14 protein-coding genes are annotated in these 13,850 nt (G+C 64.4%); 9 read left to right on the top strand and 5 right to left on the bottom strand.

Going from position 1 to position 13,850, the window contains the following annotated elements:
• Positions 1–138 precede the first annotated feature (138 nt).
• Positions 139–822: a TetR/AcrR family transcriptional regulator gene (locus AC3EMP_RS32120; RefSeq protein WP_023828301.1), complete on the bottom strand. Its 684-nt coding sequence runs from the start codon at positions 820–822 to the stop codon at positions 139–141.
• 111 nt (positions 823–933) lie between these two features.
• On the opposite strand from AC3EMP_RS32120, the gene AC3EMP_RS32125 reads away from it, so the two are divergent.
• The 3 genes from AC3EMP_RS32125 to AC3EMP_RS32135 are packed head-to-tail and all read left to right on the top strand — an operon-like array spanning position 934 to position 3,416.
• A complete protein-coding gene (locus tag AC3EMP_RS32125; protein ID WP_352597410.1) occupies positions 934–2,127 on the top strand; it encodes a Tm-1-like ATP-binding domain-containing protein in 1,194 nt (397 codons plus the stop codon).
• A gap of 13 nt (positions 2,128–2,140) precedes the next feature.
• Entirely contained in the window at positions 2,141–2,995 is an 855-nt protein-coding gene (locus AC3EMP_RS32130) for a phosphoenolpyruvate hydrolase family protein (RefSeq protein ID WP_023712290.1), read from the top strand.
• 4 nt (positions 2,996–2,999) lie between these two features.
• Positions 3,000–3,416: a cupin domain-containing protein gene (locus AC3EMP_RS32135; protein WP_023698983.1), complete on the top strand. Its 417-nt coding sequence runs from the start codon at positions 3,000–3,002 to the stop codon at positions 3,414–3,416.
• A gap of 171 nt (positions 3,417–3,587) precedes the next feature.
• Here the strand turns inward: AC3EMP_RS32135 and AC3EMP_RS32140 are convergent, their stop codons facing one another.
• Positions 3,588–4,778: a M24 family metallopeptidase gene (locus AC3EMP_RS32140; RefSeq protein WP_352597411.1), complete on the bottom strand. Its 1,191-nt coding sequence runs from the start codon at positions 4,776–4,778 to the stop codon at positions 3,588–3,590.
• A gap of 364 nt (positions 4,779–5,142) precedes the next feature.
• Here AC3EMP_RS32140 and AC3EMP_RS32145 point away from each other — a divergent pair, with 364 nt between their 5' ends.
• From AC3EMP_RS32145 to AC3EMP_RS32170, 6 genes are all read left to right on the top strand, one after another.
• Positions 5,143–6,747, top strand: a complete 1,605-nt coding sequence (locus AC3EMP_RS32145; RefSeq protein WP_488494718.1) for an ABC transporter substrate-binding protein — start codon at positions 5,143–5,145, stop codon at positions 6,745–6,747.
• Between the two features lie 109 nt (positions 6,748–6,856).
• The gene (locus AC3EMP_RS32150) at positions 6,857–7,843 is read left to right on the top strand and encodes an ABC transporter permease (protein ID WP_352711820.1); all 987 of its coding nucleotides are present in this window, start codon (positions 6,857–6,859) and stop codon (positions 7,841–7,843) included.
• A complete protein-coding gene (locus AC3EMP_RS32155) occupies positions 7,840–8,670 on the top strand; it encodes an ABC transporter permease (RefSeq protein ID WP_023735154.1) in 831 nt (276 codons plus the stop codon). Before AC3EMP_RS32150 ends, AC3EMP_RS32155 begins: the two co-directional genes overlap by 4 nt.
• Positions 8,667–9,662 carry an ABC transporter ATP-binding protein gene (locus AC3EMP_RS32160; protein ID WP_352711769.1) on the top strand — a complete coding sequence of 332 codons (996 nt, stop codon included), beginning with the start codon at positions 8,667–8,669 and terminating at the stop codon, positions 9,660–9,662. The genes AC3EMP_RS32155 and AC3EMP_RS32160 overlap by 4 nt, the downstream gene beginning before the upstream one ends.
• Positions 9,659–10,444, top strand: coding sequence for an ATP-binding cassette domain-containing protein (locus AC3EMP_RS32165; protein WP_023832985.1), 786 nt, complete (start codon positions 9,659–9,661; stop codon positions 10,442–10,444). Before AC3EMP_RS32160 ends, AC3EMP_RS32165 begins: the two co-directional genes overlap by 4 nt.
• On the top strand, positions 10,441–10,950 hold the full coding sequence (locus AC3EMP_RS32170; protein WP_023686644.1) for an L-2-amino-thiazoline-4-carboxylic acid hydrolase: 510 nt from the start codon (positions 10,441–10,443) through the stop codon (positions 10,948–10,950). Before AC3EMP_RS32165 ends, AC3EMP_RS32170 begins: the two co-directional genes overlap by 4 nt.
• Before the next feature lie 10 nt (positions 10,951–10,960).
• Here AC3EMP_RS32170 and AC3EMP_RS32175 read toward each other — a convergent pair whose 3' ends face one another.
• Genes AC3EMP_RS32175 through AC3EMP_RS32185 form a run of 3 tightly spaced genes read right to left on the bottom strand, consistent with a single transcriptional unit; the run spans position 10,961 to position 13,849 of the window.
• On the bottom strand, positions 10,961–11,743 hold the full coding sequence (locus AC3EMP_RS32175) for a DeoR/GlpR family DNA-binding transcription regulator (protein ID WP_023686645.1): 783 nt from the start codon (positions 11,741–11,743) through the stop codon (positions 10,961–10,963).
• A 2-nt stretch (positions 11,744–11,745) separates the two neighbouring features.
• Positions 11,746–12,549, bottom strand: a complete 804-nt coding sequence (locus tag AC3EMP_RS32180) for an HAD-IIB family hydrolase (protein ID WP_352711823.1) — start codon at positions 12,547–12,549, stop codon at positions 11,746–11,748.
• 7 nt (positions 12,550–12,556) lie between these two features.
• Positions 12,557–13,849 (bottom strand): iron-containing alcohol dehydrogenase, encoded by a 1,293-nt coding sequence (locus AC3EMP_RS32185; RefSeq protein ID WP_352711773.1) that lies wholly within the window; start codon positions 13,847–13,849, stop codon positions 12,557–12,559.
• Between the last annotated feature and the right edge of the window lies 1 nt (position 13,850).

A 13,850-nucleotide genomic window follows, 5' to 3' on the forward strand; every position in this document is an offset into this window, starting at 1 on the left:
GTATAACCGGATTTTTCATGTATCCGACTGTTTTCCCTGAATTTTCCTACTCGTTCATATAGGAGAGCCTTGTTTCGGCACTGCCATCCCGGTTAACATCAATAGTGGGCATCCAAATCTGGTCGAACCAGATTGGCGCTATTTCGCCAATGCCGCTGTCGGGGCCGCATCGATTTCAGCCGTTGATTCCGCCACCGCGGCGCGCACAAGGGCGCCCGCCGCCCATTGCGCGACCGACCGCATGCCGCGGCTATCGAGCCCCCATATATCCTTCAGCACGATCAGCACTTCGACGCCGAACATCATCGACAGCGCCTGCGCCAGGCGCTTGAACTCGCGCGGCGGCAGCCGGCCCTTGAGCGGTGCGATGGCATCCTTCAGCAGCTGGACGCGATGTCCGCGCGTGAATTGCGGCTCGCCGCCCAGCGTGCCCGCCTGCCGCTGCGCCCATTGGTCGAGCGACAGTTTCAGCGCTGCCTTGAAAGTTGCCTCGAAAGCTTCGATGCGCGGCATGGCGGTATCGAACAATTCGGCAACGCGCCGCCCGGCATCGGTGGACGTCGATTGCCAGGTCAGGATCGGCCCAAGCCCCTCGTCGACCACCGCCTGCACCAGGGCTGCCTGGCTGGGGAAATAGCGATAGGCGGTGGCGCGCGACACTTGCGCCGCCTCCGCGACTTCGCTGACCGACGGGGTGACGCCCGCCTGCATCAGCCGAGTCGCCGTCTTCAGCATCAGCCGTTTTGTGCGGGCCCGTGGGCCGCGTTCGGCAGCCTCGTTGGCGTCGTCGCTCCCAGCGGCTTGTTGACGTGAGACATCCATGTCAATACGATACGCGCGTCTCAAAAAATTGCAATGACCTTTGCCCACCGAAAGGCCGGCAAAGGGCGACAGGCGGTCCGGCGCCGGTCGGCCGATGACGGGAGAAACGCGATGAAGCGCATCTACGTGGTGGGCACAGCCGACACCAAGGGCGAGGAACTTGCCTTCCTGGCCGATGCTATTGCCGCCACGGGCAGTTCGGTTGCCCGCGTCGACATCGGAACGCGCGGTGCCACGGTGCCGGTCGATATCCCGGCCAGCGAGGTCGCGGCGCATCATCCGGGTGGAGCCAGTGACGTGCTCGGCATCGATGATCGCGGCACGGCAGTGGCCGGCATGGGCGCCGCCTTCACCGGTTTCATTCAGTCGCGCGACGACATATCAGGCGTGATCGGCATTGGCGGCGGCGGCGGCACGTCGATCATCACTGCTGGCATGCGCGCGCTGCCGCTTGGGCTGCCCAAGATCATGGTCTCGACGCTCGCCTCCGGCGACACCGCGCCCTATGTCGACGTCTCCGACATCATCATGATGCCATCGGTCACCGATATGGCGGGACTGAACCGGCTCTCCCGCACGGTGCTGCACAACGCGGCGCAAGCGATCGCCGGCATGGCCGCAAAGCCGGCGCCGACTGCCGCCGGCAAGCCGGCACTCGGGCTCACCATGTTCGGCGTCACCACGCCTTGCGTGACCGCCATCGCGGATCAGTTGCGCGCCAACTATGACTGCATGGTTTTCCACGCCACCGGCACCGGCGGCCGCTCGATGGAGAAGCTCGCGGACTCGGGCCTGCTCGCCGGCGTCATCGACATCACCACGACGGAAGTCTGCGACCTGCTGCTCGGCGGCGTGCTGCCTGCGACGGAGGACCGCTTCGGCGCCATCGCCCGCACCAAGCTGCCCTATGTAGGCTCGGTCGGCGCGCTGGACATGGTCAATTTCTGGGCGCCGCCGACCATTCCCGAGAAGTTTAGGGGCCGGCTGTTCTACGAGCACAATCCCAACGTCACGCTGATGCGCACCACGGTGGATGAATGCCGCGGTATAGGCGAGTGGATCGGCACCAGGCTCGCTCGCTGCGAGGGCCCTGTGCATTTCCTGATCCCCGAAAAAGGCGTCTCGGCACTCGACATCGAGGGCGGCGCCTTCTTCGACCTCGAAGCCGACGCCGTGCTGTTCGATGCCATCGAGCGCACCATCAGGCCGAGCGCCACGCGCCGCGTCACACGCCTGCCGTTGCACATCAACGATCCGGAATTTGCCAAAGCCGCAACCGCGGCCTTCCTCGACATCGCCAGATAGTGAGAGCCAACAAATGCCCGCAATACCGCGCAAAGACATATTGAAGAAGTTCAAGGCGATGATCGCCGACGGCGTGCCCATCGTCGGGGGCGGCGCCGGCACCGGCCTGTCGGCCAAGGCCGAGGAAGCCGGCGGCATCGACCTCATCATCATCTACAATTCCGGCCGCTACCGCATGGCCGGGCGCGGCTCGGCTGCCGGCCTGCTCGCCTATGGCAACGCCAACGAGATCGTCAAGGAAATGGCCTACGAGGTGCTGCCGGTGGTCAAAAAGACGCCGGTGCTGGCCGGTGTCAACGGCACCGATCCCTTCGTCATCATGCCGCTGCTGCTTGCCGAGCTGAAGACGATGGGCTTTTCCGGCGTGCAGAATTTCCCGACCATCGGCCTGTTCGATGGCAGCATGCGCCAGAGTTTTGAGGAAACCGGCATGGGCTTCGGGCTGGAGGTCGACATGATCGCCGAGGCGCACAAGCTCGATCTTCTGACCACGCCCTATGTCTTCAACCCCGACGAGGCGCGCGCCATGACAAAAGCCGGCGCCGACATCGTCGTTGCCCATATGGGGGTGACGACCGGCGGCTCGATCGGAGCCACGTCGGCCAAGTCGCTCGACGACTGCGTGGTCGAGATCGACGCCATCGCCAACGCGGCGCGCTCGGTGCGCAAGGATGTCATCCTGCTTTGCCATGGCGGGCCGATCTCGATGCCGGATGATGCCCGCTACATCCTCGACCGCTGCAAGGGCCTGCATGGCTTTTATGGCGCGAGTTCGATGGAACGGCTGCCGGCTGAAGCCGCGATCGCCAGGCAGACGGCGGATTTCAAGGCCGTCACGCTGCACGACCAGAAGAAAAAGAAGGGATGAGATCATGACCGACAAGAGCAAGGTGTTCGTATACCCGAAGGACGTGAGCGCCTTCGGCTTTGACTGGGGCAAGCTGTCGCTGACAGTCGCGCCGGAAGTAAATGGCGCGACGCGCTTTTCCGGCGGCGTCGTCGACCTGCCGTCAGGCAAGGGCCACACGCGCCACAACCATCCCGGCGCGGAAGAGATCATCTTCGTCATCTCAGGCAATGGCGAGCAGATGGTGGAGGACGAGGAGGGCAATCCGGTCGTCGCCAAGGTCGGCCCCGGCTGCACCATCTATGTGCCGGAAAGCCGTTTCCATTCGACACTGAACACGGGCGATGGGCCGATGCAGCTCTTCGTCGTCTATTCGCCGGCCGGACCCGAACTGGTGCTGCGGGAGTTGCCGGATTTCAGGTTGATCCCGGCGGGGAAGTAATCGCGAAAGGCCCCCTTCATCCGGCCGCTTCGCGGCCACTTTCTCCCCGAGGGGGAGAAGAGGCAGAAGCCAGCGCCGGCGCAAACTCCTCTCCCCTCGGGGAGAGGTCGGATAGCCCCGAATTGCCCTTCGCAATTCGGATGGCAATCCGGGTGAGGGGGTAGCGCCGAGCTAGGCTATCCCACCTCTATTCCACCCCCGTGCCCGATCCCCAAACATCACATACCCCGCATCCGTCACCGCCAGTGTATCCTCCAGCTTGATGAACCCCCGCGTCGGGTGAAGCATGGTCGTCTCCACCGACAGCACCATGTTCGTCTCCAGCGGCTTGGCCGAATAAGTGCCTTCATAGGTGACCGGGTGGTTGGTCATCAGGAACGGCGCTTCATGGGTGATCAGGCCCATGCCATGGGCGAAGAAATCCGTATAGGGCGCGACCTTCGACGCCTTCAGCACGCCCTCCGCGTGCGAAATCATATCGCCGCCGATGGTGCCTGCCCTCACCTTCGAGAACGCCGCCTGCTGCACCGTCTCGACCTCGGCCAACAGATCTTCCAGCTCGGCATCCGGTTCGCCCAGAATGCCCATGCGGCAGAGATCGCCGATATAGCCGTGATAATTGCCGCCGGAATCGATCGACAGCACTTCGCCCTTTTTCCACGCCTGCGGTGACGCCGCGCGGTTGTGGCTGGCGCCCAACGTCAGCAGGCAATATTCGAAATGCGCGCCGCGATTAGTTTCTTCGCGCCGCAGCTGCTCGATCATCTCGGCCTTGGTCGTGCCTTCATGCGCCCACTGGATGGTCGCCAGCATGGAATCCGTGATCAGCTCGGAGGCAATACGCAGCTTTTCCAGCTCGGCGTCCGTCTTGATGGCGCGCATGCTCTCCAGCATGCCGGTCGCGTCGATCAGCCTGGCATCCGGCAACGCCTTGCGGATCAGCGCATAGGCGTCCGACGGCAGGAAGGCCGGCTCGATGCCGAGGCGGGCGCCGGCCTTGCCGATCTTGCTGATGTGCTCGACCGCAAGATTGGCAGCATCGAGCGTGCCCCAGCAGGCGGCATGCAGCGTCGGCGTCCAGAACGGGCTGTTCTGGTGCTCGGCGCCTTCCATGCGGTTGCCGATATAGGCGGCATGACCGGGCCCGCCCTTTTCGTAGAGGACGATAGGCAGGTAACGGCTATGGCCGATCGCATCCATGGCGGCAAAGAAGATGAACTTGTAGCCGCCAAGCAGATACTGCGTGTTGTGCTTGGAGGTCGCGAGCAGAACATCGATGCCGGCCTCTTCCATCAGCCGGTCGACCCTCGCCTGATCGAACGGGATATTGCTGACGGCGCTCTTGCCCGGGGCGATGTTCATCTTTCTCTCCCTGATATCAGTGGGATCGCCGGCCGTACTGCGTCCAATCCCTTGGCTTCGATCAAATCTGCACCATTTCGTTAACTCTGGTCCAGCCAGAAACAGGTTAGATTGCTTCGGCAGGCTGTCACCACTCGTCATTGCTGCACACTGCGGCAATCTGGTCCTACCAGAATACCAGAATGAAAGGGCCACCTCTAAAACTGGTCCAGAGGACGAAAATTTCAAAGCCAAGCAAAGATGCGCCAATTCCGTCTCTGGCGAAACCCTTGGCAAGGGCCATAAATCGCCGCGAGGATGCTGGCGGGTGCCGCCAGCTTCGAGGGGTGCGCCCATCTGGTCGCGGAGAGGACGGAGGTTGATCATGTCGGATATTTCCAGGCGCACGCTGCTTGGCGGCTCAGTTTTACTGCTGGCCTCCACCGCCATGCCCACATTCAGCTGGGCGCAGACGCCGAAGAAGGGCGGCCGCCTCGTGCTTGCCGCCGATTCCGAGCCGCGCAACCTCAATCCGGCCATCGTCGCCTCCAACGGCGTCTTCTTCATCTCCAGCAAGATCGTCGAAACGCTGGCCGAAGCCTCGTTCGAAGGCAAGGACGGACTGGAACCCCGTCTTGCGCTCTCCTGGGAAGGTGCTGCCGATGGGCTGTCGGTGACCTTCAAACTGCGCGACGGCGTCAAGTGGCATGACGGCGAGCCGTTCACCTCGGCCGACGTCGCCTTCTCCGCGCTGCAGATCTGGAAGCCGCTGCAAAATCTCGGCCGCACCGTGTTCAAGGATCTGGCCAGCGTCGACACCCCTGACGATCTGACCGCCGTCTTCAAATTCGCCAAGCCAACGCCGTTCCAGCTGATCCGCAACGCGCTGCCGGCGCTGTCAAGCGTGGTGCCGAAGCACATCTACGAGGTCGGCAAGATCGAGGACAACCCGGCCAACAATGCACCCATCGGCACCGGGCCGTTCAAGTTCGGCGAATACAAGGCCGGCCAGTATTACAAGCTGACCAGGAATGCGGATTACTGGGCCAAGGACGAGCCGTATCTCGACGAGATCATCTACCAGGTGCTACCCGACCGCACGTCGGCTGCAGCGGCGCTCGAGGCCGAAGAGATCCAGCTCGCCGCCTTCTCCGCCGTGCCCCTGGCCGACCTCGACCGCATCTCCAAGGTGCCGGGCCTGAAGGTGATCTCCAAGGGCTATGAGGGGCTGACCTATCAGCTCGTCGTCGAGATCAACCATCGCCGCAAGGAACTGGCCGACGTGAAGGTCCGCCAGGCGATCGCGCATGCCATCGACAAGGACTTCGTCGTCAAGACGGTGTTCCTCGGCTATGCCGCCACCGCTACCGGTCCGGTGCCGAAGAACGACCCGCAATTCTACACTGCCGACGTGCCGATCTATCCATTCGACGTCGCCAAGGCCAACGCCTTGCTCGACGACGCGGGGTACAAGCGCGCCGATGACGGCAAGCGTTTTGCGCTGAAACTCCTGCCGGCACCCTATTTCAACGAGACGAAGCAGTTCGGCGACTATCTGCGCCAGGCGCTGGCGGCAATCGGCATCGACGCCGTGATCGTCAACAACGACTCGGCCGCGCACATCAAGGCCGTCTACACCGACCACACCTTCGACCTCGCCGTCGGCCCGCCGGTGTTCCGCGGCGACCCGGCGATCTCGACCACCATCCTGGTGCAGAGCGGCATTCCCGACGGCGTGCCGTTCTCCAACCAGGGCGACTACAAGAACGCCGCGCTCGACGCGCTGATCGCCAAGGCTTCGGAGACGCTGGATACGTCAGCGCGCACCGACCTCTACAAGGAATTCCAGAAACAGGTCGCGGCGGACCTGCCGCTGATCAACGTCGCCGAATGGAGCTTCATCAGCGTCGCGCGCGATACCGTGGGCAACATCGCCAACAACCCGCGATGGGCGGTGTCGAACTGGGCGGACACCTATCTGGAATCGTGACACATTTGCGCGGATGAAAGTTCGCAAAGAAATTGGTGTGAAGGCATGGCGTAGGGCCGCGTTTCGTCACACCCCCCTCTCCCGACTGGCGCAGCGCTATGCCTTTCCCATGATCCGCGCCCTCACCCTCATCCGCCGTCGCCTCGTCGGCAGCATCTTCGTGCTGCTGATCGTCATCATCGGCACATTCCTCCTCCTGGAAGCCGCCCCCGGTGACGCGGTCGACGCCTACATCGTCTCGACCGGCGGCGACGCCGGCATGATCGAATTGCTGCGTCATCGCTGGGGCCTCGACCAGTCCGAGCTGACACGGCTCGCGAACTATCTCTGGGCGCTGCTGCATTTCGACCTCGGCCAGTCCGTTACCTTCTCGCGGCCAATTCGCGATGTCATCCTGGAACGCCTGCCGACGACACTGCTCTTGATGGTGACCGCCACCGCGCTCTCCTTCGGTTTGGGCTCGGCGCTCGGCATCTACGCCGGCGCCAGACCCGGCAGCTTTCGCGACTGCTTCCTGTCGATCGGCTCGCTGGCGCTTTATGCCGTGCCGGGTTTCTGGCTTGGCCTGGTGCTGATCGTCGTCTTTGCCGTCGACCTGCGCTGGCTGCCGATCGGCGGCATCGAGAGCCTGGCCTCGGACAAGACCGGTTTTGACCGCGCCACCGACATCGCCGTCCACCTCGTCCTGCCGGTTTCCGCGCTCGGCTTCATCTATCTCGCGCTCTATCTGCGCATGATGCGCGCCGGCATGGCCGAGGCGTGGCGGCAGGATTTTGTGCTCGCCGCCCGCGCCAGGGGGCTGTCACGCCGCCGCATCGTGCTCGCCCATGTCGCCCGCAACGCGCTCTTGCCGCTGGTCACCATGCTCGGCCTGCAATCGGCGCAGATGCTGGGCGGCAGCGTCGTCATCGAAAGCGTCTTTGCCGTGCCCGGGCTCGGCCGGCTGGCGCAGGAAGCGGTCGCTTCGCGCGACACGCCGCTGCTGCTCGGCATCATCCTCACCAGCGCCGTCCTCGTCATTGCCGTCAACCTTGCCGTCGACATCGCCTACGCCTTCCTCGACCCGCGCGTCGGCGCCGGCGAGGCCAGCGCGTGAGCGCGCTGCCGCGGTTCCTGCGCCGGCCGGAAGCGGTCGCCGGCGCGATCATCCTGGCGCTTCTGTTCGCCATGGCGCTGTTTGCGTCGCTGCTCTTCCCCGGCGACCCGCAGGCCATTGCCGGACCAGCACTGCTGCCGCCCTTCCAGGACTGGTCGCTGCCGCTCGGCACCGACCGGCTCGGCCGTGACGTGCTGGCCGAACTGTTCCACGGCGCCCGCACCTCGCTGGCGGTCGGCCTGGCGGCGGCAGCGGCGGCACTCTTCATCGGCGCGGTCGTCGGCACGCTGGCCGGTTTTGCCGGCGGCCTTGTGGACGAGGGGCTGATGCGCATCACCGATGCCTTCCAGACCGTGCCGAGTTTTCTCCTGGCGCTGGCCTTCGTCAGCGTCGTCGGGCCGTCGCTCGGCGTCGTCGTCACGGCAATAGCGCTTGGCGCCTGGACCGGACCGGCGCGTGTAGCGCGCGCCGAAGTGCTGTCGATCCGCGAGCGCGATTACGTCGCCGGCGCTCGCGTCATCGGCATGCATCCGCTTGAGATCGCTTTTCGCGAGGTGTTGCCCAACGCGTTGCCGCCGGTGCTGGCCTTGTCCTCGGTGATCGTGGCCGCCGCGATCCTCACCGAGGCAGCGCTGTCCTTCCTCGGTCTCGGCGACCCCAATCGCGTCACTTGGGGCGGCATGATCGCCGAGGGCCGCACTGTGCTGCGCACCGCGCCCTTTCTGTCGATCGTTCCGGGCATCGCCTTGGTGCTGACCGTGCTTGGCGTCTATCTCACCGGCGAAGGCGTGGTCGAAACGACGGCGGTGCGGAGGAGCCTGTCATGACCGCACTGGCTGAGATACGCGACCTGTCGGTGCGCTATTTCAGCGATGGCAGCGAGGTGACGGCGCTGAAGGGGGTCAGCCTGGATGTTATTGCCGGCGAGCGGCTGGCGATTATCGGCGAAAGCGGTTCGGGCAAGAGCACGCTGGTGCTGGCGGTGGCTGGACTGCTGCCCGGGTCAGCCAAGGTTACGGGAAGGATCGATTGGTTCCTGAGATCGACAGGAGAGGCAGGCGTCAAGGCACCCCCCTCTGTCCTGCCGGACATCTCCCCCTCAAGGGGGGAGATTAAGCTCTCATCTGCGCTTTCGCCAATCACTGGCATTGCAGGAAGAGCGCTGGCCGCAAAGCTGCCAATCTCCCCCCTTGAGGGGGAGATGTCCGGCAGGACAGAGGGGGGCGCCGTAGAGCGCAAACTATCCGTCGCAAGCCCCCTTCCCGGTCGCGACATTGGTTTCGTCTTCCAGGACCCCTCCGCCAGCCTCGACCCCGTCATGACCGTCGGCAAACAGATCGCCGAAGTCGCCCGCACCCACCTCGGCCTCGACTGGCCACAAGCTTACGCCAAAGCCAAAACCCTGCTCCAACGTGTCCGGCTGCCCGACCCACAAACCGCCATGCGTGCTTTCCCGCACCAGCTCTCCGGCGGCCAGAAGCAGCGCGTTGCTGTTGCCGCGGCCATTGCAGCCGGTCCGAAACTGCTGATCGCCGATGAGGCGACCAGCGCGCTGGACACCATTGTGCAAGCCGAAATCGTCAGCCTCATTCGGCAACTGGTGGCGGAGGACGGCATGACGCTGCTGTTCATCAGCCACGACATCGCGCTGGCCGCCGAACTCGCAGAGCGTATCGCTGTATTCCGGAACGCCGAACTGATCGAACTCGGCCCGACGGAGCAAATCATAAACGCCCCGCGCCATGCCTATACGCGAACGCTGCTCGACGCCCATCTCGGCCTCGACGCCGATCCGCTGCTACGACGGGCGCCGGCATGAGCGTGCTCGCTGTCTCCGGCCTCACCAGGCATTACCACCGCGGCGGCAAGGCCATCGCGGCCGTCGACGGTGTCTCCTTCGCCATCGAACCCGGCGAGACGCTGGCGCTGGCCGGGCCCTCCGGCAGCGGCAAGTCGACGATCGCGCGGCTGGTGCTTAGGTTGATCGAGCCCGACGCCGGCACCGTCCAGTTCGAAGGCGATGACTTTCTGCTCTTGAAGGGTGCGGCCCTGCGCACCAAGCGCGCGCGCCTGCAAATGGTGTTCCAGGATCCGCTCGCCGCGTTCAACCCGCGCGCCACGGTGGCTCGCGTGCTTGACGATCCCTTGCGCATCCATGCCATCGCTTCCCGCGCCGAGAGGCCGGCCCGCATTGCTGCCTTGCTGGATCGCGTCGGGCTGGCAGCCGATCTCGCCCCGCGCGCCATTCACGAAATCTCCGGCGGCCAGCGCCAGCGCGTCGCCATCGCCCGAGCCATCGCGACCAAACCGTCGCTGATCGTGCTCGACGAAGCGGTGTCGGCGCTCGACGTTTCGGTGCGCGGACAAATCCTTGAGTTGCTGCTCGACCTGCAAGCCAGGGAACGGATCGCCTATCTCTTCATTTCGCATGATCTCGGCGTCGTACGGGCCATGGCCCACCGCGTCGTTCTTCTCGACGCCGGGCGGATCGCCGAGAGCGGCGACGCCCGCAACGTAGTCGACGCGCCGCAATCGGCAATCGGCAAGGCGCTGGTTGCGGCGGCGCCAAGATTGGACAGAAGCAGCAGGCAAGTACCATGACCGAACCAGAAGCCAGAGCCGAAAAACTCTCGCGCGAACTCGATTCCGCCTTCCGTAACCGCGCCGATCTCTACCGTCTGTTTCTCGACGAGCTGACCGGCGAACTCGGCGCGGAAAAGGCCGAGGCGATCATGATCCGCACCATCGAGCAGCGCGGCAAGGAGGTGGCGGCGGCCGCCTTCGCCCGTTTCGGACCTAACGACGCGCCGGCCATCGGCGAGGCATTTTTGGCCGTCAGCCCGGATGGCGGCCTGATGTATCCGACCGATGTCGAGCGCGGGCCGGACCACATCGCCTTCAAGGTGAAGCGTTGTCCGCTGAAGGACGCCTGGGTCGAGGCCGGTGTCGGTGATGAAAAACTCGCCACGCTCTGCCGCATCGCCGGCGCTTTCGACCGTGGTCTGTTCAAGGCAACGGGCGTGCGCTTCGACAATGTCACCTGGACGCCGGGCCACGGCTCCGGCTGCTGCCACATCGCGCTGACCAACCGGGATGCCGCCGGATAGCCAATGCTGATCAGTCGGCGGCAAACACATGCAGCTCCGTGCCCGCCTGTTCGGCAGCAGTGCGCAGGTCGGCCTTCGGTTCGCTGTCGGTGACGATATCGGCAATGTCATCGAGCCCGCAGATGCGTTCCAGACTGCTGCGGCCAAACTTGTCGTGGGTCACCACCAGCACCGTCGACAGTGAACGCGATATCATTGCGCGTTTAACGGCTGCGGCGCCCGAGATCATGTCGCTCGGACCATCGGCGCTTATCCCCGATGCCCCGATAATGGCGACGTCGGCATTGTAGCGGCGCAGGAACTCGACGGTGTCTTCGCCAAGCACGCTGCCTTCGCGGCTGTCATAGGTCCCGGGGCAAAGCAGCACGCGGAAGGTCGGATTGGCGCCGGCCACCGAGGCCACGCCGGTGGAATTGGTGATGATGGTCAGGTCGCGCTTCAGCTGCGAAAGGTTGCGCGCCACCTCATAAGTGGTCGAACCGCCATCGATCATCACGATCTGGCCCTTCTGGACCAGGCCCGCTGCGCCGCGGCCGATGCGGGCGCGCTCCTCGACCAGGGTCAGGCCGCGCTCCGAAATCACCGGCTCTGATGTCACCAGCGAGATCGTCGCACCGCCATAGGTGCGGTTGATCAGCCCGGCATCGCCGAGTTCGATAAGATCGCGGCGGATGGTCTCGCCGGCGACGCCGATGCGCCGTGCAAGTTTGGAGATGCGGATGGACGCCGACCGGCGCACTTCCGAAAGGATAAGCGCGTGCCGCTCCTTCTTCGTCAGTCGGCCCTGATCCATGATTATTCCATTCCCTTTGCAGCAATCAGTGCGTCGGCAAGCTCGGCAAACCCTTGCGCGCCGCGCCCGCTTGTGACGAAGGCAGGAGATGCCGGAAGTTCGCCGGCGAAGTCCAGCACATTAGCGACACCGACGCTGTTGGGGAAGAAGCTGAACATTGGCGCATCGTTTGGACTATCGCCGACGAAGACAATGCTGTCCTTGTCGTGGTCTATGTCTATACCAAAACAGTCGCGCAAGAATAGCCGGCTTGTTGACAGTTTGTCGTATTTGCCGAACCAGCCATTGACATGGATGGACGAGATTTTCGCCGCCGCTCCATAGCGCTGGAAGATGCCGACGATCTTCAGAACCTCGGTTTTGGGCAGCGGCGCCACGTCCTCGCAAAAATCGATCGCCAGATCGGCCTCGCGATAGGCCTGGTCGGCCGCGACCGCCGCACCCGGAACTTCGCGCAGAACGGTTTGCTCGATCTCCTTGAGGCGCGCGGCATCGGCCTGCCGTTCGGCAGCGCTCTTGGCGTAGTGGCGAACAATCCGCTTTTTGGCGTCGTCATAGCGGAAATAGAAGGCGCCGTTCTCGCCGATCACGCCATCGACCGGCCATTGCCGCGCGATCAGGTCGCACCAGCCGGCAGGGCGGCCGGTCACCGGCGCGACAAGAAAGCCGGCCTGCTTCAGCCGCTCGAGCGCCGCATAGGCTTTTGCCGGCAGCCGTCCCTTGTCGGTCAAGGTGTCGTCGATATCGGTCAGAACGACGGCGATGTTGCGCCGGTCCAGCGCGGTGAAGTCGGCAAGCGGACGCAGCACCCGCTCAGGCTCCCGCCGCAACCGTTTCGAGCGAGGCAGCCGCGACGTCGAGCATGGTGAACCTGTCGCGGATCAGCCGGGCATTGGCGACCGCCTCGTCGTAGAAGCCAGCCGGTATGGCAACCTCCTGCGGCGTGGTCGGCGCGCCGGCGGCGCGCAGTGCTGCCGCGATCTCGCGCGCCGGGCGTGCCACCCGCACCAGCCTTTCACGATGCGAGCGCCATTGCTTGGCCAGCATGGTGTTGATGGCGTTTGCCCGTTCGCGGTCCAGCAGCTTGGGCTTGAATGCCGCCCAGCAGGAACGTCCGAGCGTTTCGCCGAAGATCTCGATGAAGCGTTCTGGCGTATCCGCGGACGGCGCGAGCTGCAGCTCCGGCAGTGCCAGCACGCGCTCTTGCAGCCGCGCCATCGTCAACGTCGTCACCGCTATGTGTTCGCCGTGATGCGCCTCAGGCAATCCCTGGCCCCGCATGTCGATATAGTGGGCGATCAGATGTTCGCCCTGGCTGGCCGGATAAGAGCCGCCGCACAGCGTCATGCCGAGACCGGACATGACCAGCGTGCGCACCAGCACTTCCATCGCCTCAAGGTCGCCGGTCCCGAGTTCGCCGGCATTGGCGATGAGCGCCTTCTCGTCCTCGGCCAGAAGCATGAACGGCGCCTGCCTGTAGGGCGTGCCGAGCAACAGATGCGCCATCAGCCAATCGGTCTGCGCGGTCGGCCGCGCCATCGAATCGCCGAAGCCGGCAGCGATCAGACGGTGCGGCGCCCGCGCCATGACATCGAGATCGAGGAAGACGCCGACCGGCAGGCTGGCCGTCAGCGATTTCTTGAGGCCGTCCTCGGTGATTGCCGCCGACACCGAGGTGTAGCCGTTCATCGATGGCGCGGTGCCGAACACCGCATAAGGTTTTTGGGTGAGATGGGCAGCATATTTGGTGATGTCGTTGATCGAGCCAGATCCGACCGCGACTAGGCCGCTGGCGTCTTTCGTGCGTGCGATCACCGATCGCACCGCGTCCATGTCCGGATGCGGATGGCGCGGCAGGATGATCTTGTCGACATCGCTGGAGCCGCGCAGCGCAATCGACACTCTCTCGCCGAGCGCCAGCCTTGTGTCGGGATCCATGACAACGGCGAGCCTGCGGCCGAGCGGCAGTGGCTCGACCAGCGCATCGGCTTCGTCGCCGAGACCGCGCCCTATGACGATGGTCTTCAGCGGCACCGACAGCATTCCCTGGCTATCCGGGTCAGGCAGCGTGCCGGCAATAAGGCGATCGAGCATTTGTCTGGACATA

The sequence above is a fragment of the Mesorhizobium sp. P160219 genome, from assembly GCF_057786095.1.

Coding starts and splice junctions, on each gene's coding strand:
- AC3EMP_RS32135 (WP_023698983.1), top strand. CDS start 3,000: ATGACCGACAAGAGCAAGGTGTTCGTATACCCGAAGGACGTGAGCGCC.
- AC3EMP_RS32170 (WP_023686644.1), top strand. CDS start 10,441: ATGACCGAACCAGAAGCCAGAGCCGAAAAACTCTCGCGCGAACTCGAT.
- AC3EMP_RS32175 (WP_023686645.1), bottom strand. CDS start 11,743: ATGGATCAGGGCCGACTGACGAAGAAGGAGCGGCACGCGCTTATCCTT.
- AC3EMP_RS32120 (WP_023828301.1), bottom strand. CDS start 822: ATGGATGTCTCACGTCAACAAGCCGCTGGGAGCGACGACGCCAACGAG.
- AC3EMP_RS32185 (WP_352711773.1), bottom strand. CDS start 13,849: ATGTCCAGACAAATGCTCGATCGCCTTATTGCCGGCACGCTGCCTGAC.
- AC3EMP_RS32130 (WP_023712290.1), top strand. CDS start 2,141: ATGCCCGCAATACCGCGCAAAGACATATTGAAGAAGTTCAAGGCGATG.
- AC3EMP_RS32125 (WP_352597410.1), top strand. CDS start 934: ATGAAGCGCATCTACGTGGTGGGCACAGCCGACACCAAGGGCGAGGAA.
- AC3EMP_RS32160 (WP_352711769.1), top strand. CDS start 8,667: ATGACCGCACTGGCTGAGATACGCGACCTGTCGGTGCGCTATTTCAGC.
- AC3EMP_RS32140 (WP_352597411.1), bottom strand. CDS start 4,778: ATGAACATCGCCCCGGGCAAGAGCGCCGTCAGCAATATCCCGTTCGAT.
- AC3EMP_RS32165 (WP_023832985.1), top strand. CDS start 9,659: ATGAGCGTGCTCGCTGTCTCCGGCCTCACCAGGCATTACCACCGCGGC.
- AC3EMP_RS32145 (WP_488494718.1), top strand. CDS start 5,143: ATGTCGGATATTTCCAGGCGCACGCTGCTTGGCGGCTCAGTTTTACTG.
- AC3EMP_RS32150 (WP_352711820.1), top strand. CDS start 6,857: ATGATCCGCGCCCTCACCCTCATCCGCCGTCGCCTCGTCGGCAGCATC.